Annotated in this window: 22 protein-coding genes; 11 read left to right on the top strand and 11 right to left on the bottom strand. The window is 73.3% G+C overall.

Annotation, left to right across the window (positions count from 1 at the left end; translation table 11 throughout):
* Nucleotides 1–60: 60 nt before the first annotated feature.
* The gene (locus tag ACRRSS_RS11030; RefSeq protein WP_435971028.1) at nucleotides 61–1,053 is read right to left on the bottom strand and encodes a DMT family transporter; all 993 of its coding nucleotides are present in this window, start codon (nucleotides 1,051–1,053) and stop codon (nucleotides 61–63) included.
* Here ACRRSS_RS11030 and ACRRSS_RS11035 point away from each other — a divergent pair.
* The 4 genes from ACRRSS_RS11035 to ACRRSS_RS11050 all read left to right on the top strand — a co-directional run bounded on the left by ACRRSS_RS11035 (nucleotide 1,052) and on the right by ACRRSS_RS11050 (nucleotide 4,915).
* Nucleotides 1,052–2,488, top strand: coding sequence for a PLP-dependent aminotransferase family protein (locus tag ACRRSS_RS11035; protein WP_435971029.1), 1,437 nt, complete (start codon nucleotides 1,052–1,054; stop codon nucleotides 2,486–2,488). The genes ACRRSS_RS11030 and ACRRSS_RS11035 overlap by 2 nt on opposite strands.
* 111 nt (nucleotides 2,489–2,599) lie before the next feature.
* Entirely contained in the window at nucleotides 2,600–3,052 is a 453-nt protein-coding gene (locus tag ACRRSS_RS11040; protein ID WP_435971030.1) for a GNAT family N-acetyltransferase, read from the top strand.
* Between the two features lie 69 nt (nucleotides 3,053–3,121).
* Nucleotides 3,122–3,697 (top strand): histidine phosphatase family protein, encoded by a 576-nt coding sequence (locus ACRRSS_RS11045; RefSeq protein WP_435971031.1) that lies wholly within the window; start codon nucleotides 3,122–3,124, stop codon nucleotides 3,695–3,697.
* 54 nt (nucleotides 3,698–3,751) lie between these two features.
* A complete protein-coding gene (locus tag ACRRSS_RS11050) occupies nucleotides 3,752–4,915 on the top strand; it encodes a methyltransferase (protein WP_435971032.1) in 1,164 nt (387 codons plus the stop codon).
* Between the two features lie 118 nt (nucleotides 4,916–5,033).
* Here the strand turns inward: ACRRSS_RS11050 and ACRRSS_RS11055 are convergent, their stop codons facing one another.
* Nucleotides 5,034–5,438, bottom strand: coding sequence for a VOC family protein (locus ACRRSS_RS11055; RefSeq protein ID WP_435971033.1), 405 nt, complete (start codon nucleotides 5,436–5,438; stop codon nucleotides 5,034–5,036).
* Between the two features lie 133 nt (nucleotides 5,439–5,571).
* Here ACRRSS_RS11055 and ACRRSS_RS11060 point away from each other — a divergent pair, with 133 nt between their 5' ends.
* Together ACRRSS_RS11060 and ACRRSS_RS11065 are read left to right on the top strand one after the other, a co-directional pair.
* The gene (locus tag ACRRSS_RS11060) at nucleotides 5,572–6,591 is read left to right on the top strand and encodes an MDR family NADP-dependent oxidoreductase (RefSeq protein ID WP_435971034.1); all 1,020 of its coding nucleotides are present in this window, start codon (nucleotides 5,572–5,574) and stop codon (nucleotides 6,589–6,591) included.
* A gap of 90 nt (nucleotides 6,592–6,681) precedes the next feature.
* Complete coding sequence (locus tag ACRRSS_RS11065; protein WP_435971035.1) at nucleotides 6,682–7,086, top strand: MerR family transcriptional regulator; 405 nt, start codon at nucleotides 6,682–6,684, stop codon at nucleotides 7,084–7,086.
* 104 nt (nucleotides 7,087–7,190) lie between these two features.
* On the opposite strand, the gene ACRRSS_RS11070 is transcribed toward ACRRSS_RS11065, so the two are convergent.
* From ACRRSS_RS11070 to ACRRSS_RS11100, 7 genes are all read right to left on the bottom strand, one after another.
* Nucleotides 7,191–8,102: a sigma factor-like helix-turn-helix DNA-binding protein gene (locus ACRRSS_RS11070; RefSeq protein ID WP_435971036.1), complete on the bottom strand. Its 912-nt coding sequence runs from the start codon at nucleotides 8,100–8,102 to the stop codon at nucleotides 7,191–7,193.
* A 233-nt stretch (nucleotides 8,103–8,335) separates the two neighbouring features.
* On the bottom strand, nucleotides 8,336–9,790 hold the full coding sequence (argG, locus tag ACRRSS_RS11075; protein WP_435971037.1) for an argininosuccinate synthase: 1,455 nt from the start codon (nucleotides 9,788–9,790) through the stop codon (nucleotides 8,336–8,338).
* Between the two features lie 196 nt (nucleotides 9,791–9,986).
* Complete coding sequence (locus ACRRSS_RS11080) at nucleotides 9,987–10,586, bottom strand: dihydrofolate reductase family protein (RefSeq protein ID WP_435971038.1); 600 nt, start codon at nucleotides 10,584–10,586, stop codon at nucleotides 9,987–9,989.
* Complete coding sequence (locus tag ACRRSS_RS11085; RefSeq protein ID WP_435971039.1) at nucleotides 10,583–11,569, bottom strand: metalloregulator ArsR/SmtB family transcription factor; 987 nt, start codon at nucleotides 11,567–11,569, stop codon at nucleotides 10,583–10,585. The genes ACRRSS_RS11080 and ACRRSS_RS11085 overlap by 4 nt, the downstream gene beginning before the upstream one ends.
* Before the next feature lie 115 nt (nucleotides 11,570–11,684).
* Nucleotides 11,685–12,230: a DUF3291 domain-containing protein gene (locus ACRRSS_RS11090; RefSeq protein ID WP_435971040.1), complete on the bottom strand. Its 546-nt coding sequence runs from the start codon at nucleotides 12,228–12,230 to the stop codon at nucleotides 11,685–11,687.
* 32 nt (nucleotides 12,231–12,262) lie between these two features.
* Nucleotides 12,263–13,027 (bottom strand): helix-turn-helix transcriptional regulator, encoded by a 765-nt coding sequence (locus ACRRSS_RS11095; RefSeq protein ID WP_435971041.1) that lies wholly within the window; start codon nucleotides 13,025–13,027, stop codon nucleotides 12,263–12,265.
* A 132-nt stretch (nucleotides 13,028–13,159) separates the two neighbouring features.
* Nucleotides 13,160–13,897, bottom strand: a complete 738-nt coding sequence (locus tag ACRRSS_RS11100; RefSeq protein ID WP_435971042.1) for a VOC family protein — start codon at nucleotides 13,895–13,897, stop codon at nucleotides 13,160–13,162.
* A gap of 175 nt (nucleotides 13,898–14,072) precedes the next feature.
* Here ACRRSS_RS11100 and argC point away from each other — a divergent pair, with 175 nt between their 5' ends.
* The 5 genes from argC to ACRRSS_RS11125 are packed head-to-tail and all read left to right on the top strand — an operon-like array spanning nucleotide 14,073 to nucleotide 18,954.
* Nucleotides 14,073–15,101, top strand: a complete 1,029-nt coding sequence (argC, locus tag ACRRSS_RS11105; RefSeq protein ID WP_435971043.1) for an N-acetyl-gamma-glutamyl-phosphate reductase — start codon at nucleotides 14,073–14,075, stop codon at nucleotides 15,099–15,101.
* Entirely contained in the window at nucleotides 15,098–16,276 is a 1,179-nt protein-coding gene (argJ, locus tag ACRRSS_RS11110) for a bifunctional glutamate N-acetyltransferase/amino-acid acetyltransferase ArgJ (RefSeq protein WP_435971044.1), read from the top strand. The genes argC and argJ overlap by 4 nt, the downstream gene beginning before the upstream one ends.
* Nucleotides 16,273–17,214 (top strand): acetylglutamate kinase, encoded by a 942-nt coding sequence (gene argB / locus ACRRSS_RS11115; RefSeq protein WP_435971045.1) that lies wholly within the window; start codon nucleotides 16,273–16,275, stop codon nucleotides 17,212–17,214. Before argJ ends, argB begins: the two co-directional genes overlap by 4 nt.
* On the top strand, nucleotides 17,214–18,416 hold the full coding sequence (locus ACRRSS_RS11120) for an acetylornithine transaminase (protein ID WP_435971046.1): 1,203 nt from the start codon (nucleotides 17,214–17,216) through the stop codon (nucleotides 18,414–18,416). The genes argB and ACRRSS_RS11120 overlap by 1 nt, the downstream gene beginning before the upstream one ends.
* Nucleotides 18,417–18,423: 7 nt before the next feature.
* Nucleotides 18,424–18,954, top strand: coding sequence for an arginine repressor (locus tag ACRRSS_RS11125; RefSeq protein ID WP_435971047.1), 531 nt, complete (start codon nucleotides 18,424–18,426; stop codon nucleotides 18,952–18,954).
* A gap of 16 nt (nucleotides 18,955–18,970) precedes the next feature.
* Here ACRRSS_RS11125 and ACRRSS_RS11130 read toward each other — a convergent pair whose 3' ends face one another.
* Both ACRRSS_RS11130 and ACRRSS_RS11135 read right to left on the bottom strand, forming a co-directional pair.
* Entirely contained in the window at nucleotides 18,971–19,657 is a 687-nt protein-coding gene (locus ACRRSS_RS11130) for a L,D-transpeptidase family protein (protein WP_435971048.1), read from the bottom strand.
* Nucleotides 19,658–19,718: 61 nt separating this feature from the next.
* Entirely contained in the window at nucleotides 19,719–20,318 is a 600-nt protein-coding gene (locus ACRRSS_RS11135; protein WP_435971049.1) for a pyridoxamine 5'-phosphate oxidase family protein, read from the bottom strand.
* Nucleotides 20,319–20,480: the final 162 nt, after the last annotated feature.

The following is a 20,480-nucleotide window of genomic DNA, read 5'->3' on the forward strand; positions in this document are numbered from 1 at the left end:
GCTCGTCCAGTGAGGGTTCTGTTCCTGCCATTGTGACCCGTTTCACCCCGATCCGTCTCGTCAGCTCCTCGCCCGCTGCGTGACGACGATGCAGACCAGGACGCCCACCGCCGCGAGCGGGGCGGCGAGCGGCAGGGTCTCGCCGAGCAGGCAGACCGACCAGATGAGGGTGAGGAGCGGCTGGGCGAGCTGGAGTTGGCTCGCCTTCGGGATGCCGATCGACGCCATGCCCCGGTACCAGACGTACAGGCCGAAGAAGGTGGACCCGGCGGCGACCCAGACGAGGCCGACGACGCCGTGGGCGTTCAGGTGGACGGGCTCCAGGGTCAGGGCCACGGCGGAACCGGCCGCCATCAGCGGCAGGCAGAGGATCAGGGCCCAGCCGATGACCTGCCAGCCCGGCATGAGCCGGGCGAGCCGGCCGCCCTCGGTGTAGCCGGCGGCGCACACGAGGAGCGCCCCGAAGAGGTACAGGTCGCCCCGCGACACCGCCCCGCCGCTCTGCTGGAGCGTGAACGCGATCACCACGACGGCGCCCGACACGGCCGCGAACCAGAACGTACGGGACGGGCGGCGCCCGGTCCGCAGCGCGGCGAACGCCGCCGTGGTGAGCGGCAGCAGGCCGACCACGACGGCGGCGTGCGAGGTGGTGGAGGTCTGCAGGGCCAGGGTCGTCAGGAGCGGGAAGCCGATGACCACACCGCCCGCGACCACGGCGAGGCCCGCCCAGTGGCGGCGCTCCGGCAGCGGCACCCGGCCGACGAGGAGGAAGACGCCCGCGACGAGGGCGGCGAGCGTGGAGCGCACGGCCACCAGCGACCACGGGCCGAAGCTCTCCAGGCCCCAGACGGTCGAGGGGAAGGTGAGCGAGAAGGCGACCACGCCGAGAGCGGCGAGCAGGGTGCCACGGGGGAGCGGGTCCGGGCGGCCGGCTCGGGTCTCGTGGGAGGCGGCGGGGGTGCTCCCGGCCGCCGTGCGTCCGGCGGAGGTGCTTCCGTCGGTGGTGGTCACCGCTATCGTCATCGGGGCAGTAGCGCTATCCTGAGCTCTCATGAACGAGCGTAGCAGTGTCGCGGAACTGGCGCAGTCCTTGAGAGCGGAGCTCAACCGCTACTCACCTGGTGGAAAGCTGCCGTCGAGTCGCGCGCTCGTCGAGCGCTATCGGGTCTCCCCGGTGACTGTCACCCGGGCCCTCGCGCAGCTCGCCGCCGAAGGGCTCGTGGTCACCCGCCCCGGCGCCGGAGCCTTCCGCGCGGAGCCCCGTGCCGCCACCCCCGTCACCGGCGACACCTCCTGGCAGGAGGTCGCCCTCAGCGCCGACACCGCCACCGAACTCGTCCCCCGGGCCGTCGACGCCTCCGGCGTCCTCGTCACCCTCGCCGCGCCGCCGCCGGGCGTGATCGAGTTCAACGGCGGCTACCTCCACCCCTCCCTCCAGCCCGAGCGGGCCCTCGCCGCCGCCCTCGCCCGCGCCGGACGCCGGCCCGGCGCCTGGGGCCGACCGCCCACCGACGGCCTGCCCGAACTGCGCGAGTGGTTCGCCCGCGAGATCGGCGGCGGCGTCACCGCCGCCGACCTCCTCATCACGGCCGGCGGCCAGTCCGCGATCACCACCGCCCTGCGCGCCCTCGCCCCGCCCGGCACCCCCGTCCTCGTGGAATCGCCCACCTACCCGGGCATGCTCGCCGTCGCCCGCGCCGCCGGACTGCGCCCCGTCCCCGTCCCCGCCGACGCCGACGGAATCCGCCCCGAGCTCCTCGAAGCCGCGTTCCGCGCCACCGGAGCCCGCGTCCTCGTCTGCCAGCCGCTCTTCCAGAACCCGACCGGGGCGGTCCTCGGGCCGGACCGGCGCCGCGAGGTCGTCCGCATCGCCCGCGCCGCCGGGGCCTTCGTGGTCGAGGACGACTTCGCCCGCCGGCTCGTCCACGAGGACGCGCCCCCGCTCCCCGCCCCGCTCGCCGCCGAGGACCCCGACGGCGTCGTCGTCCACGTCTGCTCGCTCACCAAGGCCACCTCGCCCAGCCTCCGGGTCGGCGCGCTCGCGGCGCGCGGCCCGGTCCTGGAACGGCTCCGCGCCATCCAGGTCGTCGACAGCTTCTTCGTGCCGAGGCCGCTCCAGGAGGCCGCGCTCGAACTCGTCGGCGCGCCCGCCTGGCACCGCCACCTGCGGGCCGTCGGCCAGGAGCTCAGGAGTCGCCGGGAGGCGCTGACCGGCGCCGTCGCCCACCAGCTGCCCGAGCTCGCCCTGCACCACGTCCCCTACGGCGGCTACCACCTCTGGCTCCGCCTGCCCGACGCCCTCCCCGAGGCCTCCCTCGTCGCCACCGCCCTGCGGACCGGGGTCGCCGCGGCGCCCGGACGCCCGTACTTCTGCGCCGAGCCCCCCGCCGGACACATCCGGCTGAGTTTCGCGGGTGTGGCGGGTCCCACCGAACTCGCGGAGGGCGTGCGCCGCCTGCGGACGGCGGTCGACGAGCTCTCCGCCTGAGCGCCGGGGCGGGCCGCGCGGGGACGGCCGGCGCCGCCCGCCCGCTCCCCTCCCGGCCACGCCCCGGCAAATCCGCCTGACAAGCCCCGGCGTCACTGGCAGCCTTCGGCCATGAGCGACAGGACGACCACGGAAAGCCCCGTCATGCACGGGACGTACGAGATCTCAGCCGACCCCGCGCGGATCGACGCCGCCCGCGTCCACCACTGGCTGTCCACGGACGCCTACTGGGCCCTCGGCCGACCTCGGGAGAAGCAGGACAGCGCCATCGCGGGCTCGCTGAACCTCGGGGCCTACCACCGCGAGTCCGGCGAGATGGCCGCCTACGCGCGCGTCGTCACCGACTACGCCACCTTCGCCTGGCTCTGCGACGTCTACGTCGACCGTCCGGCCCGCGGTACCGGGCTCGGCACCGCGCTCGTGACCGCCGTCCGCGACCACCTCGCGCCCTACGGACTGCGCCGCATCCTGCTCGCCACCGCCGACGCGCACGGTGTGTACGAGAAGGTCGGTTTCACGCCACTACAGAATCCGGACAAGTGGATGGCTCTCGGGCAGCAGTGAGCCGGAGCCCCTCCGTCCCCGGAGAATGACCCCTTGACCTGCGGAGCCGTCGGCCTCACGATCGCGCCCATGAGTCTTCGGGTGACGCTCGTCACGGCGGCACGCAGCTCCTCCCTGCTCGCCGAACGGTTCGACGACGACCGGCCGCTCGACGAGGCCGGATGGTACGAGGTACAGCAGGCCGCGCCCGGGCTCATCCCGCTCGGCGCGGCCGAACTCCGCTACTGCTCCCCGACCCCGCGCAGCCGCGCCACCGGCACCGCCCTCGGCTACGCGCCGCTCGTCCAGCCCGCGCTGCGCGACTGCGACATGGGCCGCTGGCGGGGCCTGACCCTCGCCGAGGTCGCCGCCCTCGAACCGGGCGCCGTCGACGCCTGGCTCACCGACGCCCGCACCGCGCCCCACGGCGGCGAACCGCTCCTCGCCTTCATCACCCGGATAGGGAACTGGCTCGACACCCGTCCCGCCGACGACGGCGCCATCGTCGCCGTCGCCGAACCCTCCGTCGTACGCGCGGCCCTCGTCTACGCGCTGAAGGCCCCGCCCGCCACGTACTGGAACGTCGACGTGCGCCCCCTCTCCACCGTCACGCTCACCGGCCGTCCCGGCCTCTGGCACCTCCAGCTCGACGCCTCCCCGCGCTGAACACGGGTGTGCGCGGAGGAGCGGGCGGCCGCGACCGGCTAGCCTGGGAGCACGATGAACCGTTTGACCGCGTCATGGGGCGCCTTCACGCTGACCCGCCATCCCGAGGACCCGCGCGACCCGCTGCGCGCCTGGGACGCGTCCGACGAGTACCTCCTGAGCCATCTGGCCGAGAGCGGTACCGACCTGTCCGGCACCGTCGCCGTCCTCGGCGACCGCTGGGGAGCCCTCGTCACCGTCCTCCAGGCCGCCGGGCCCCGCGAGCTCGTCCAGATCTCCGACTCGTACCTCGGCCGGCAGGCCACCCGGGCCAACCTGGCGCGCGCCGGTGCCGCCCCGGACGCCGTCCGGCTGCTCACCACGCAGGACGCGCCGCCCGAGCGGATCGACGTCCTCCTCGTCCGCGTCCCCAAGAGCCTCGCGCTCCTGGAGGACCAGCTGCACCGGCTCGCCCCCGCCGTACACGAGGACACCGTGGTGATCGGCACCGGAATGGTCAAGGAGATCCACACCTCCACCCTCCGGCTCTTCGAGCGGATCCTCGGGCCCACCCGCACCTCGCTCGCGGTGAAGAAGGCCCGGCTGATCCACACCACGCCCGACCCCGCCCTCGTCCCGCGCCCGAACCCCTGGCCGCACCGGTACGACCTCCCGGCGGACACCCCGGCGCCCGGCCTCCCCGGCCTGACCGTCACCAACCACGCCGGGGTCTTCTGCGCCGACCGCCTCGACGTCGGCACCCGCTTCCTCCTCGCCAACCTGCCGGGCGACATCGGCCGGGTCCGGGTCGCCGACCTCGGCTGCGGCAACGGCGTCGTCGGTCTCGCCATCGCCCTCCACGAACCGGACGCGGAACTGGTCTTCACCGACGAGTCATACCCGGCCGTCGCCTCCGCGGAGGAGAACTTCCGCACCCACGTGGGCGAGGGGCGCAAGGCCGAGTTCATCGTCGGCGACGGGCTCTCCGACCTGCCCGAGGGATCGGTGGACCTCGTCCTCAACAACCCGCCGTTCCACAGCCACCAGGCCACCACCGACCGCACGGCCCGCCGCATGTTCGCGGACGCCCGGCGCGCGCTGCGGCCGGGTGGAGAGCTGTGGGTCGTCGGCAACCGGCACCTCGGCTACCACGTCACCCTCCGCCGGATCTTCGGCAACAGCCAACTCGTCGCGAGCGACCCGAAGTTCGTGGTCCTGCGGGCGGTACGGCAGGCGTAGGGAGCCGCGGCCGGAGGGTCCTGGCGCTGCCCGGCGGGCAGCGCCCTGTCGGACCCCGGCGCGACCCCTTCGGGCTCCCGGCCAGGGTCGGCCGACCCTGGCCGGCCCCCGGTCGCGGTCAGTCGCCCCAGGTGCGGGAGCACAGGACGAGCTGGTACCCGTCGGGATCGGTGACGGTCACGCCGTACTCGTCCCAGTACGGGTTGTGCGCGGCCACTCTCGTCCCGCCGACGGCGAGCAGCCGCTCGACCTGCTCCTCCTCGACCGGCGTCCCGAGGTAGACGACGAACAGGTCCTCCACGGTGGGGACGGGCTCCACCGGGTTCTCGGGATCACGGGTCAACTCGAAGTGCCAGCTCCCGTCCTTCGGTCCGACCATGAGCAGGTCGTGCTCGCCGGACACCCGCTCGGTGGTCCGCCAGAGCACGTCGAGCCCGAGCCCGTCGACGTAGAACCGCTCGGCGGCGGCCAGGTCCCGCGAGGGGCGGGCGACCCGCACCCTGGTCTGCGCAGTGATGATCATGTCTCCAGGCTAGGACTCGCCCTGCCGGGAAGCCCTCCGGGATCGCCCTGATCCGTCACGGAGTTGACCCTGACGCGCGGGTCAGGGTTTACGGTCCGGCCGACCCGACCGCACCTCCTCCTGGAGAACAGCCATGGCCACCCACCGCGAGTTCCGGCTGCGCACCCGCCCCCCGCGCGGACTCCCGACCCCCGAGCACCTCGACCTCGTCCACACCCCGGTCCCGGTGCCCGCCGCCGGTGAGATCCTGGTCAGAAACCGCTGGTTCGCGGTCTCCGCCGCCCTGCGGACCCTCATCGGCGGCGGCCTGGAAGGGTCGCCCTTCCCGTCCGTGGAACCGGGCGAGCCGCTCTTCGGAGCGGCCGTCGGCGCCGTCGTGTCGACCGCGTCCGACGGCGGACCGCGCCCCGGAGAGCTCGTCTCCCACTGGCAGGGATGGCGCGAGTACGCCTGCGTACCGGCGGACTCCTGCACCCCGCTCGACGACGCCCTGCCCGACCCGGTCGCCCATCTCTCGCAGGGCTGGACCGCCTACGCGGCCCTCACCCGCGGCGCGCGGGTAGGCGCCGGGGACACGGTCCTCGTGACCGGCGGGGCCGGCGCCGTCGGCACGATGGCCGGGCAGATCGCCCGGCTCCTCGGCGCCGGCCGGGTGATCGGCACCACCGGGTCGCCGGCCAAGGCCGAGCGGCTCGTCGCCGAGTTCGGCTACGACGCGGCCCTCCTCCGCGGCGCCGACGTCCCCTTCGCCACGCGGCTCGCCCGGGCCGCGCCCGGGGGGATCGACGTCCTCCTCGACACCATCGGCGGCGAGCAGCTGAGCGCGGCCCTCGGCGCGGCCCGCCCCGGCGCCCGCGCCGTGCTCGTCGGCGCGCTCTCGGGACAGCTCGACCCCGAGGGGACCGGAGCCACCGCGCGCGTGGAGCTCGATTCGTACTCCCTGATCCTCAACCGGATCTCGCTGCGCGGTTTCAGTCCGCTCGACCACCCCGAGACGGAGGGGGAGTGGCGGAGCCGTTTCGGCGACTGGCTCCGCTCGGGGGCGATCACCTTCCCGCACGTCAGGGTGGCGGGCATGGAACGGGCCGCCGAGGCGTTGAGTGAGGTGATGGCGGGGCGGCATCTCGGTTCTGTCGTGGTCGAGTTGTCGTGACGGCGCCGCCTCGGCGCCGCTGCCCGGAGGGGGCCGCGCGGGGCGGCCCGGGCGGTTCCGACGGCGGGGACGACGGAAGACGGGGGCGGTATGCGGATCGGTGACGCGGCGGCGGCGGCGGGGACCACACCCCGGGCACTGCGCTTCTACGAACAGCGCGGGCTCCTCCCGCCGCCGGTCCGCACCCCGACCGGCCAGCGGTGCTACGGCCCCGAGGACGTGGCGCGCGTCCGGGTCGTGCGCGAACTCCTCGCCCTCGGCCTGACGATCGAGGACGTACGCGCGCGCGTGGACCGGCTCCCCCTGCTCGACGAGGAGGCGCTGCGCTCCGGCCAGGTCCAGGAGGGCGTCTGTGCCCAGGCGTCCCCGGTCGTGAGCCGGAGGATCGCGGCCCTCGACGAGGAGATCGCCCGCCTCACCCACCTGCGCGACGAACTGACGGCGCGCTCCGGACCGCGGCCCGACCCGAAGGGGTCGACGGCCGGGCAGGGTTGACGGTCGGGCCGGAACGACGGCCTGGCCCCTGCGTCCCGGCCCCGCGCCCTGCTCCCAGCCGCCGTCCCCGCCGCCGTCCCCCGCCCGGCCGGCGGGCATCGGTGTCAGCAGTCGGGGAAGGCCAGGTCGAGCGCCCGTACCCGGTCCTCCCCGGAGGTGACGGAGAGGGCGACGATCCGGTCGTGGCGGAGGGTGAAGGCCACCGCGGAGACCGGGCGCCCCGCGACGAAGGCGACCGCTCCGACGGCTCCGTCGACCAGCGCGGGCCGGGACACGTCCGCGAACCGCGCGAAGGCGGCCGCCCTCTCGGCGACGGCCGGGGCGCCGTGCACCGGGCCGCGTTCGGACCAGGCGATCACGTCCGGGTCGAGGAGGGTCGCGAGCGCGCGGGCGTCACGCGCGCGTGCGGCCGCCAGGAACCTGTCCACGACCGCCCGCTGCCCACCCGCCTCCCCTGCGGTACGGGCCGCCCCGTCGCCCCTGATCCGCTCGCGGGCCCGCCGCGCGAGCCGGGCGACCTCCTCGGGGGGACCGCCGGTGATCCGCGCCGTGTCGTGGGGCGGCAGCCCGAACACGTCGTGCAGGACGTAGACGAGCCGCTCCGCCGGGGCGAGGGACTCGAGGACGACGAACAGCGCGAGCCACACGGAGTCGACCCCGGCTCCGTCCTGCCCTTCGACCCCACCCTGTTCGGCGGCCCCGTCGTGTCCTTCGGCCGCACCCTGTTCGGCGGCCCCGTCGTGTCCTTCGGCCGCACCCTGTTCGGCGGCCCCGCGCGCCCCGCCCGTCGCTCGCCGCTCCTGGAGTCCTCGTACACACTCCCGTCCCACCAGCGCCGTCAGCCACGCCCGTACCGTGGCAGCCCCGTCGTCCCTCCCCAGCCCGGCCCGCGCCGCCGCGAGCGCCTCATCGGCCCCCGTCCGCGAACCCGTCAGCCGCAGGGCCACGCCCCGCAGCTGCTCCTCGTGGGCGTCGAAGCGCCCGGTCAGAGCGGTCAGAAAGGTGTCGTCGTGCATGGCGTCTCACTCCTCGTCGGTTCCGTCACCGCCTTGACGTGAGGGCCCACCGGGATGTGACACGGCGGGCCAGACCCGACGACGGAGGTCCGGAAGCCTGGCAGGGGAGCTCGGCAGAGGAGCTCGGCGTCGGGAGCCCGGCGACGGAAAGGCCGGCTCGACGCGGGGGACGTCGAGCCGGCCTTCCGGGGGTGTCGAGCGGGTGCCGCTCGACGGGAGACGGAACCGTGGGATCAGTCCGTGCCGAACTCCATCGCCGCACGGTCGAGCAGCTGGTCGTCGTCCGAGGCCTCGCCGCGGGAGGCGATGGCCTCGGCGCCGCCCTCGGGCAGCTCCGTCATGGTGCCGATCAGCCCGGCCGCGGCCGCCTGGGCTGCGCCGATGGCGGGGTTGGACGTGCCGATCAGACCGAGGCCGGCGTACTGCTCCAGCTTGGCGCGCGAGTCGGCGATGTCGAGGTTGCGCATCGTCAGCTGGCCGATCCGGTCCACCGGGCCGAAGGCCGAGTCCTCGGTGCGCTCCATGGACAGCTTGTCCGGGTGGTAGCTGAACGCCGGGCCCGTCGTGTCGAGGATCGAGTAGTCCTCGCCGCGCCGCAGCCGCAGCGTGACCTCGCCGGTCACGGCCGTGCCGACCCAGCGCTGGAGCGATTCCCGCACCATCAACGCCTGCGGGTCCAGCCAGCGGCCCTCGTACATCAGCCGGCCGAGACGCCGTCCCTCGTTGTGGTACTGGGCGAGGGTGTCCTCGTTGTGGATCGCGTTGACGAGCCGCTCGTACGCCGCGTGGAGCAGGGCCATGCCGGGCGCCTCGTAGATGCCGCGGCTCTTGGCCTCGATGATCCGGTTCTCGATCTGGTCCGACATGCCCATGCCGTGGCGGCCGCCGATGGCGTTGGCCTCCATGACGAGGTCGACGGCGGAGGCGAACTCCTTGCCGTTGATGGAGACGGGCCGGCCCTGGGCGAAGCCGATCGTGACGTCCTCGGTGTCGATCTCGACCGACGGGTCCCAGAACCGCACGCCCATGATCGGCTCGACGGTCTCCACGCCGGTGTCGAGGTGCTCCAGCGTCTTGGCCTCATGGGTGGCACCCCAGATGTTGGCGTCGGTGGAGTACGCCTTCTCGGTGCTGTCGCGGTACGGCAGGTCGTGGGCGACCAGCCACTCCGACATCTCCTTGCGGCCGCCGAGCTCCGTCACGAAGTCGGCGTCGAGCCAGGGCTTGTAGATCCGCAGGTGCGGGTTGGCGAGCAGACCGTAGCGGTAGAACCGCTCGATGTCGTTGCCCTTGAAGGTCGAGCCGTCGCCCCAGATCTGGACGTTGTCCTCGAGCATCGCCCGCACGAGGAGGGTGCCGGTGACGGCACGGCCGAGCGGCGTGGTGTTGAAGTAGGCGCGGCCGCCGGAGCGGATGTGGAACGCCCCGCAGGTGAGCGCGGCAAGACCCTCCTCGACCAGCGCCGCGCGGCAGTCGACCAGGCGCGCGATCTCGGCACCGTAGGTCTTGGCGCGGCCGGGCACCGAGGCGATGTCGGGCTCGTCGTACTGGCCGATGTCGGCGGTGTAGGTGCACGGGATGGCGCCCTTGTCGCGCATCCATGCGACCGCGACGGAGGTGTCGAGGCCGCCGGAGAAGGCGATGCCGACGCGCTCGCCGGCGGGCAGGGAGGTGAGGACCTTGGACATAGGAAGAGTATGCATCATCTCGCATGGTCATGCAAAGGGGTGCCGGTGGACGATTGCGGAATCGATCCGTCCGGCACCCCTGCGAGGCCTCGGGTCGCGTGGCCGGGCGTGGCCGGTTGGGTGTGGTGGCCGGGCCGACCCGGTCGAGCCGCGTGGCCGGGTGTGTCCGGTAGGTGGGTGTGGTCGGCGGGTGCGGTCAGCGGACGCGGTCGTAGATCGCGGCGATCTCGCCGAGCTCGCCCGTCTCCTGGTGGGTGAGTGTCCATCGCGAACTGGGCAGGCCGTCGTCGAACAGCCGCTCCCCGCCCCCGGCGATCTCCGGGCAGATCATCAGGTACAGCCGGTCGAGCAGGTCCGCGGCGAGGAGGGCCTTGATGACGCTCGCGCTGTTGTTGACGAGGATGTCGCCCTCGCCGGTCGCCTTGAGCTCGGCGACGACGTCGGCGGCGGGAGCGTTCACCACGCGGGCGCGTGCCCAGGGCGCTTCGGTCAGGGTGGTCGACAGGACCACCTTCTCCGTGTCGACGAGCCACTTCGCGTATCCCCGGTCGCGCGGGTCGGCGTCCTCGTCCGAGGCGACCGCCGGCCAGTACCCCAGGAATCCCTCGGCGTTGCGTCGGCCGAGCAGCGCGGTCGTCGCGTGCTCCCAGATGCGGGTGAGGTGGTTCCGAGCCGTCTCGGTGGTCGCGTATCGGACGATCGCGGCGAGGTCGTCGGGCCCGCCGGGGCCGTTGTAGCGCCCGTCGAGGGTGAGGGAGATGTTGGCGGTCACCTTGCGTCCGGTCGGGAAGGTCATGGCTGTACCTGCTTTCCTTCGGTGCGGGCTGCCGTGCGGGGGGTGGTGCGGGCTGTGTCGGTGGCGCCGTGGGTGGCGGCGGCGGCGACGGCGGAGACGAGCTTGTCGAGGCTCTGGCCGAAGCCGATCTCGATGCCCGCGACGAAGTCGGCGGAGTCGACGGTGCTGTCGGTGATCCGGTACCGCACGTCGAGGTCGGTGCCGGAGGCGGGACCGGTGGCGGCATCGGCGGCGCCGGCGCGGATGTCGAAGTCCACGTGGGCCGTGAAGGCGGGACTGCCGTCCGGAAGGTGGGGGGAGAGCCGGTAGGAGAGGCGTTCGCCGGGACGGGCGTCGACGACGACGCCCACCCCGCGCCCGGCCGCCGGGTCGGAGCCGCCGGTGTCCATGACGCCCTCGGTGTCCCCGGCGTCCCCTGCCCTTCCGGTGTCCCCTGTCCTCCCCGTGTCCTCGATGTCGCGGTACTCCAGGAGGATCCGGCCGCCCGGAGTGGCCTCGAAGACGAGTTCGGAGACGCGCAGGTCGTCGGGTGCCCACCAGCGGGCGAGCAGGGAGGGTTCGGTCAGGTGGCGCCAGACCAGGTCGGGGCTGCCGGCCGGTGACCGGTGGAACCGGAACGACCGGCCGTCCGCCCATCCGGGCTCCTCCGCGGCGAGCCGCTCGGCCGCGAGGCTCAGTCCGTAACGGTCGTAGGTCTCCTGCGGCCCGCCTGCCCGGTCCGCGGTGTCGGCGAGCCGGCCCAGCGAGGCGGCGAGGTCCCGCAGGGGGCCGGGCCGCAGCGCGTAGACGCGGAGGCGGCCGCTGCGTCGGGAGGTGACGACTCCGGCCCGTTCGAGCGTCTGCAGGTGTTTGGTCGTCTGCGGCTGGCGCGCCTCGGCGAGCTGTGCGAGGACGCCGACCGGGCGGGGGCGCTCGGCCAGCAGGCATACGAGCCGCCAGCGGGCCGGGTCGGCCAGCGCGGTGAGGAGTGCGTCCGGGTCCATGAGGTCGAATATTCTCCGTGGAGAATATTCTTGTCAAGGAATATGAAGCCCGCGTCCTGCCGTCTGGCCCTGGCTCGGGCCCCGGCCCAGGCCGCGGCCGCGTCCGCGGGTCGCCTCAGGCCGTGGCCGAGTCCGCGGCCCGCGCCGGCGGTACGGCCCGAAGGCCCTCGGCGGCCTTGACAGCCTCGACGGCCTCGACGGCCTCGGCGGCGGTGTACGACGAGGCGAAGGTGAACGCGTGCGGGGACGGCCCGTGCGCCCGCAGGTCCGCCAGTCGCTCCAGGGCCTCTCCGACGGTCGGGAGGTGTCCGGCGGGGACCCACCACAGCGCCAGGTGCGCCTCGACGTGGCGCGCGAACCACTCGCGCCGCCGCCGCATCACCTCCAGGTGCCCGCTGCGGTACGCGAAGTCCCACAGCGCCTCCTGGTTCTCCCACACCGACAGGTTGACGATGACGTTCTCGCCGGCGGGGCGCAGGCCGGTGGCGTCGGCGGCCCCGTCCTCCACGAGTCGCCACACGAAACCGGGCGCGTCGTCGGCGGCGACGTTGACCGGGTCGAGCATCTCGACGAACGGCGCCACGCGAGGGTCGTCGAGCGGATACCGGAGCGTGGCGACGTTCAGCTGGGCGAGGTGGGCGGCGTGCGCGGGTGTGGTCATGGCCTCATCCCAGCACGCCGCGGTTTTCTATGTCAATCATCATTGTTTTTAGAAGCTTCGACCACCACGCAGCACTCTCCCGGCCGGGCGTCCATGCGGGCGCGCACGGGCCCGTCCGTACCGAGCAGGCCTTCGAGGAGCGCGAGATTCATGCCGCAGACGAGCGGCGGGAAGCGCTCGGCGACGGCGTGGAAGGGGCAGTTGCGCATACGGACGACGCGCGGGACCGCACCGTCCGCCTCTTCGTCGCGGTCCGCACCATCCGTGTCGCCTTCGAGGCCGTCCGTGTCCCTGGATCCTTCGGTGCTCCCGGTCCTCCCGGTGTCCTCGGTGCCCTCCATGTGCGGTTCGTAGCCGCGGGCGGCCAGTGCGGCCATGGCCGCTTCGAGGTCGCCGCAGGGGGCGGCCGAGCCGCGCAGGGACTCGCCCCGGCTCCGCGCGGCCGCGCGGAGCCCGGCGTCGAGCCCGGCCTGTTCGGCGGCCTCGGCGAGCAGTTCGGCGGCGGTGCGGTAGTCGCGGGCGGGCAGTGACACCGACCGCTCGCCACGCGCGCGCGTGTAGACCTTGGCGGGGCGGCCCGCCCCCGGCCCCGAGCGCCCCGTCAGGCGGCGGCTGCCGCTCTCCAGGAGTCCGACCTCGGTCAGCCGGTCCAGATGGTGTGCGGCGAGTGTGCGGGCCACGCCGGCGGCCTCGGCGGCCTCGTTGCGGCCGACCTCGCGGCCCTGTGCCGCCACGTACTCGTACAGGCGTCGCCGTACGGGGTCCTGCAGCAGTGAGATCGCGTCGATGTCCTCCATCCGGCCATTCTAGGAACAACGCGGATTGGAGTTAGAAGCCGAGCCCCGCCTGGCGTGATGGGCCGTGCCCGGCCCTCCGGGGCGAAGGGCGGACCCGCCCTCCTCCGTGAACGCGAGCCCCGAACCCCCGCGTCAGCGTGGTGTGAGCAGGCAGAACTCGTTGCCCTCCGGGTCGGCCAGGACCGTCCACGGCACGTCGCCCTGGCCGAGGTCGACGTCGGTGGCGCCGAGGGCCCTCAGCCGGGCCGCCTCGGCGGCCTGGTCGTCTCCGGGGTACGGGCGGAGGTCGAGGTGGACGCGGTTCTTCACGGTCTTGGTGTCGGGCGTGCGGATGAACTCGAGGTAGGGGCCGACGCCCTTGGCGGACCGCAGCACCGCCCGGCGTTCGGTCACCTCGTGCGGGGTCCAGTCCATCGCCTCGCCCCAGAACCGTGCCATGGCGCGAGGGTCCGCGCAGTCGACCACCACTGCGGCCATCGGCCCGGTGTCCCGGTAGATCTCCCGGGGCTCCAGCACACAGAACTCGTTGCCCTCGGGGTCGGCCATGACCGTCCACGGCACGTCTTGCTGCCCCACGTCGGCAGGTGCCGCGCCGAGGGCCCGGAGGCGCGCGACCAGCTCCGCCTGGTGGGCGGCGGAGGTGGTCGCGAGGTCGACGTGCACCCGGTTCTTCACCGTCTTGGGCTCCGGGACGCTGAGCACGTCGATGAAGACGGCGGAGGGGTCGGGGTAGGGGAGGCCCAGGGGTTCGACGTTGGTCACGCCGGGTTCCTCGCTGTCGATGCCCCACCCGAGCACCTCGGCCCAGAACCGGCCCACCGCGGTGTCGTCCCGGGCGTTCATCGCGATCTGCACAAGCCGTGTCGCCATGCGACCGACCCTATGCACACCACCCGGTGAGGGCAACGACCATCCCGTCGCCGGGCGGCGGGCGGCCCCAGTCCTCCCCCTCTCTCCCTCCCCCCGTCTCTCCTCCCGGCCTTCACGTCGTTGCATAAAAGTGCGTCGACACGTATAGTCATGCCATCCATGAGGAGGGTTTTCGATGACGGTACGAGTAGCGGTGGCGGGTGCGAGCGGATACGCGGGCGGTGAGCTCCTGCGTCTGCTCCTCGCCCACCCCCACGTGGAGATCGGCGCCCTGACCGGCCACTCCAACGCCGGCCAGCGGCTCGGGGGCCTCCAGCCCCATCTGCTGCCGCTCGCCGACCGGGTCCTCGTGCCCACCACCGCCGACGAGCTCGCCGGGCACGACGTCGTCTTCCTCGCCCTGCCGCACGGCCAGTCCGCCGCCGTCGCCGAGCAGCTCGGGCCGGACGTCCTCGTCGTCGACATGGGTGCCGACTTCCGGCTCAGGGAGCCCGCCGACTGGGAGACGTACTACGGTTCCCCGCACGCCGGGACCTGGCCCTACGGTCTGCCCGAACTGCCCGGTGCCCGCGCCGCCCTCGAAGGCTCCAAGCGGGTCGCGGTGCCCGGATGCTACCCGACCGCCGTCTCGCTCGCGCTCTTCCCGGCGTACGAGAACGGGCTCGCCGAACCCGAGGCCGTGATCGTCGCCGCCTCAGGCACCTCCGGCGCGGGCAAGGCGGCCAAGCCGCACCTGCTCGGCAGCGAGGTCATGGGCAGCATGTCGCCGTACGGCGTCGGCGGCGGCCACCGGCACACCCCCGAGATGATCCAGAACCTCAGCGGCCCGGCGGGGGAGCGGGTCACCGTCTCCTTCACGCCGACCCTGGCGCCGATGCCCCGGGGCATCCTCGCCACCTGCACCGCCACCGCGAAGCCGGGCGTCACCGCCGAGACCGTACGGGCCGCGTACGAGAAGGCCTTCGCGGACGAGCCGTTCGTCCACCTGCTCCCCGAGGGGCAGTGGCCGGCGACGGCGTCCGTCTACGGTTCCAACGCCGTTCAGGTACAGGTCGCGTACGACGCGGCGGCGAACAGGATCATCGCGATCAGCGCCATCGACAATCTCACCAAGGGCACCGCCGGCGGCGCGGTGCAGAGCATGAACATCGCCCTCGGGTTCCCCGAGAGCACCGGACTTTCCACGATTGGAGTCGCTCCGTGAGCGTCACCGCAGCGAAGGGATTCACGGCAGCGGGCATCGCCGCCGGGATCAAGCAGAACGGCAACCCGGACCTGGCCCTCGTGGTCAACACCGGGCCCCGCCGCGCCGCCGCGGGAGTCTTCACCTCCAACCGCGTCAAGGCCGCCCCCGTCGTCTGGTCCCAGCAGGTCCTCGCCGACGGCGAGCTGACCGCCGTCGTCCTCAACTCCGGCGGAGCCAACGCCTGCACCGGCCCCCAGGGCTTCCAGGACACCCACGCCACCGCCGAGAAGGTCGCCGAGGTCCTGAGCGCCCAGGGCACGGACGTCGGAGCGGGCGAGGTCGCCGTGGCCTCCACCGGCCTCATCGGCCTCCTGCTCCCGATGGACAAGCTCCTCCCCGGCGTCGAGAAGGCCGCGGCCGAGCTCTCCGAGCACGGCGGCGAGAAGGCCGCGATCGCCATCAAGACCACCGACACCGTGCACAAGACCTCCGTGGTGACGAAGGACGGGCCGGCCGGCGGCTGGACGGTCGGCGGCATGGCCAAGGGCGCCGGCATGCTCGCCCCGGGCCTCGCCACGATGCTCGTCGTCCTCACCACCGACGCCGACGTCGACGCCGAGGGCCTCGACAGCGCCCTGCGGGGCGCCACCCGCGTCACCTTCGACCGGGTCGACTCCGACGGCTGCATGTCGACCAACGACACCGTCCTCCTCCTCGCCTCCGGCGCCTCCGGCGTCACGCCCGAGCAGGACGCCTTCGCCGAGGCCGTCCGGGCCGTCTGCGACGACCTCGCCCGGCAGCTCATCGGCGACGCCGAGGGCGCCAGCAAGGACATCCGCATCGAGGTGGTCAACGCCGCGACCGAGGACGACGCCGTCGAGGTGGGCCGGTCCATCGCCCGCAACAACCTCCTCAAGTGCGCCATCCACGGCGAGGACCCCAACTGGGGCCGGGTGCTCTCCGCCATCGGCACCACCGCGGCGGCCTTCGAGCCCGACGCGCTCAACGTCGCCATCAACGGCGTCTGGGTCTGCAGGAACGGCTCCGTCGGCGAGGACCGCGACCTCGTCGACATGCGCTACCGGGAGGTCACCATCACGGCCGACCTCGCCGCCGGCACCGAGTCCGCCGTCATCTGGGCGAACGACCTCACCGCCGACTACGTCCACGAGAACAGCGCGTACTCCTCATGAGCGACGACGGGAAGAACCCCGTGGGCGACGCCGACTCCGAGAGCCGGACCCGGAAGCACACCGCGCTCCCCAAGGCCGAGATCCTCATCGAGGCCCTGCCCTGGCTGACGCGGCACAACGGCAAGACCGTCGTCATCAAGTTCGGCGGCAACGCCATGATCGACGAGGACCTCAAGGCGGCCTTCGCCCAGGACGTCGTCTTCCTGCGCCAGGCCGGTCTCAAGCCGGTCGTCGTGCACGGCGGCGGCCCGCAGATCAGCGCCGCCCTGGACCGGCACGGCATCGTCAGCGAGTTCAAGGCGGGCCTGCGGGTCACCACCGAGGACGCCATGGACGTCGTACGGATGGTCCTCGCAGGCCAGGTCCAGCGCGAGCTCGTCGGGCTGCTCAACCAGCACGGCCCGCTCGCCGTCGGTCTCACCGGCGAGGACGCCCACACCATCACCGCCACCCGGCACAGGCCGTTCGTGGGCGGTGAGCGGATCGACATCGGCCGGGTCGGTGAGATCACCTCCATCGACACCGGCGCCATCCAGGCGCTCCTGGAGGACGGCCGGATCCCGGTCGTCTCCTCCATCGCCCGCTCCCAGGACGACGGACATGTCTACAACGTCAATGCTGATACGGCGGCTGCGGCACTCGCTGCTGCGTTGGGCGCCGAGACGCTGATGGTCCTGACCGACGTCGAGGGCCTCTACGAGGACTGGCCGCACAGCGACGAGGTCATCAGCCGTCTCACCGCGAGCCAGCTGGAGAAGCTGCTGCCCGAGCTCTCCAGCGGCATGGTCCCCAAGATGGAGGGCTGCCTGCACGCCGTGCGGAACGGGGTCACCACGGCCCGCGTGATCGACGGCCGGGTCCAGCACTCGATCCTGCTGGAGATCTTCACCGACGAGGGCATCGGCACGATGGTCGTGCCGGACGGACAGGGGGACTGATGAGCGGCACCAACGAGCAGCTGACCCAGCGGTGGCAGGGCTCCCTCATGAACAACTACGGCACCCCCCGGCTGCCCCTCGTCCGCGGTGAGGGCGCCAGGGTCTGGGACGCCGACGGCAAGGAGTACCTGGACTTCGTCGGCGGCATCGCCGTCAACGCCCTCGGCCACGCCCATCCGGCGATCGTCGAGGCCGTCACCCGGCAGGTCCGGAGCCTCGGCCACGTCTCCAACCTCTTCGTCGCCGAACCGCCCGTCGCCCTCGCCGAGCGGCTCCTGGGCCTCTTCGGCCGGTCCGGCAAGGTCTTCTTCTGCAACTCGGGCGCCGAGGCCAACGAGGCGGCCTTCAAGATCGGCCGGCTCACCGGCCGCTCCCACATGGTCGCCACCGAGGGCGGCTTCCACGGCCGCACCATGGGCTCCCTCGCCCTCACCGGCCAGCCCGGCAAGCAGACCCCCTTCCTGCCGCTGCCCGGCGACGTCACCCATGTCCCGTACGGCGACGTGGAGGCGCTGCGCGCCGCGGTCACCGAGGCCACCGCCCTGGTGATCATCGAGCCCGTCCAGGGCGAGAACGGCGTCGTCGTCCCGCCCCCCGGCTACCTCAAGGCCGCCCGGGAGATCACCCGCGCCACCGGAACCCTTCTCGTCCTCGACGAGGTGCAGACGGGCGTCGGCCGCTGCGGCCACTGGTTCGAGTACCAGGCGCACGAGGGTGTCGAGCCGGATGTCGTCACCCTCGCCAAGGGTCTCGGCGGCGGCCTGCCGCTCGGCGCGACCGTCGCCTTCGGCGCCGCCGCGGAGCTCTTCGCGCCCGGCCACCACGGCACCACCTTCGGCGGCAACCCGATCGCCTGCGCCGCCGGCCTCGCCGTCCTGGACACGCTCGGCGCCGACGCGGCCCTGGACCACGTGAAGGCGGTCGGGGAGCGGCTGAGGCAGGGAATCGAGGGTCTGGGCCACCCGCTGGTCTCCCACGTCCGTGGTGCGGGCCTCCTGCTGGGTATCGTGCTCACGGAGTCCCTCGCACCCCAGGTGCAGCAGGCGGCTCAGGACGCCGGTCTCCTGGTGAACGCGCCCGCTCCCGATGTCGTACGGATCATGCCTCCGCTGGTCCTCACCGACGCCGAGGCGGACGCCTTCCTCCAGGTCCTGCCCGGAGTCCTCGACGTGGCGAACGGGCAAGGACGAACCGGAGAATGAGACGACGATGACCGACGCGCAGGAGAACGAGCACGGAGGGCCGTCGGTTCCGCAGACCCGTACCGCTCGCCACCGCAGGATCGTCGACATCCTCAACCGGCAGCCGGTGCGCTCGCAGAGCCAGCTCGCCAAGCTCCTCGCGGACGACGGGCTGAGCGTCACGCAGGCGACGCTCTCCCGCGACCTCGACGAGCTGGGCGCGGTGAAGATCCGCAACACCGGCGGCGAGCTGATCTACGCGGTGCCGAGCGAGGGCGGGTTCCGCACCCCGCAGGCCCCGCTGGGCGAGTCCGCCAAGGAGGAGCGCATGCGGCGTCTCTCCGGCGAACTGCTGATCTCCGCCGAGGCCTCGGCCAACCTGGTGGTCCTGCGGACCCCGCCGGGCGCCGCCCAGTTCCTCGCGTCGGCCATCGACCAGGCCGAACTCCGCGCGATCCTCGGCACGATCGCGGGTGACGACACGCTGCTGCTCATCAGCCGCGACCCGGCGGGCGGCCAGGCGCTCGCGGACCACCTGCTGAAGCTGGCGCAGCAGTGACCGGAGCGGGTAAGGCTCAGTAGCGCGTGATCGCCGTCGGACCGCCCCGCGTTCCGACGGCGATGTGCGGCCGGCGCGCGGGATCCGCCCAGGCGAGCACCGCGCGCATGGCGTCCGCCGGTACGGAGACGCAACCGGCGGTCGCCCCACGTCCGTTGACGTGCAGGAAGATCCCGGCGCCACGCCCGCGCACCGGACGGTCGTAGTTGAAGCCGATCACGAGCGCGTGGGCGTACTGCGTGGTGTACGAGACGAGGTGCTCGGCCTCGGCGGCCCGGCAGTCCCGTGGCAGCCCCTCGACCCAGCGGTTGTAGGCGCGGGAGTCGTTGTCCTGGCACCACCAGGACCGTTCGCCCACGCGCGCGTAGCGGTACGAGGTGCCCGCGGGCGCGGGCGCGATCCCGAAGGCGTACGGCAGCCGGTAGAGGCCGGTGGGCGTGGTGTTCGTGCCCTGGCGGCGCCGGGTGCCGTCGGCGAGCCCCTTCGCCCCGAAGCGGGCGGCCGCGGACCCGGCCCGCACCCACCGTCCGTCGCGCCGGTCCCACCAGGTCAGGGTGCCGGTGGTGGCGTGGGTGTCCGCGGCCTCGGCGGTGATCAGCTGGGAGCCGCCCCCGGTGTCCGCCATCCGCTCGGGCAGCGGTGCGGGTGCGGGCGCGGTGCCCAGGGACAGCAGGGCGGCGCCGAGCAGGAGGAGAGTGCGCATGGGCGCGAGGCTAGGGGGTGTCGTGGCGGCCGCCGCGCCGCGCCACGCGCGCGGTGCGGGGCTAATCGGCGTGCAGCGGCGGGAGGGGGAGCGGCAGCGCGGGCAGCCCGTCGAGGCTGGTGGCGATGTGGTCCTTGCGCTCGCAGTACGCGTTGAACTCGTCGTCCGTCTTCCGGTTGAAGTACTCGGCGTGCAGCGTCCGGTCCTCCTGGTACTCCATCAGGGGGACGGCGAACCCGCAGGCGTCGCTGACCCGCCGCGCGTGCACGACGACGATCGCCCGCGCGCTGCCCTGCCCCTCGACGGCCTCGGCGGGGAACCGGGCGAACAGCTCCGCCCAGCGCGGGTCGTCCCGGAACACGGCCTCCCCTGTCCCGTGCACCCGTACGACGGTCGGCGGTCCGGAGAACGCCGTCCACATGAGGGTGATCCGCCCGTTGCCGGGCTCCCGCAGGTGGGCGATGGTCTCGGCGCCGCTGCCGCCGAAGTCGACGTAGGCGAGGGTCAGTTCGTCGATCACGACGAGGGTGCCCCGGCGGCCCTTGGGGGAGAGGTTGACGTGACCGTCCCCGGCGAGAGGGGCGGTCGCGGTGAAGTACACCGGCTGGGCCTCTATGAAGGCACGGAGCCGTCCGTCGATGTGGTCATACGTTTTTCCCATGCCCGGGATTCTCCCGAACCGCCGGTCCGGCCGCGAAGGCGTCTTGCCCAGCGGTCCCGGCCGGCGCGATCACGGGCACGGCGGGCGGCCGGGTCGCGGCGCGCCCCCTCGTCGATTGACGAATCATGCGGAGTTCTGCATACTCATGCATATCGATGGTCG

The organism is Streptomyces sp. Qhu_M48 (assembly GCF_051305195.1).
Taxonomy (GTDB): domain Bacteria; phylum Actinomycetota; class Actinomycetes; order Streptomycetales; family Streptomycetaceae; genus Streptomyces.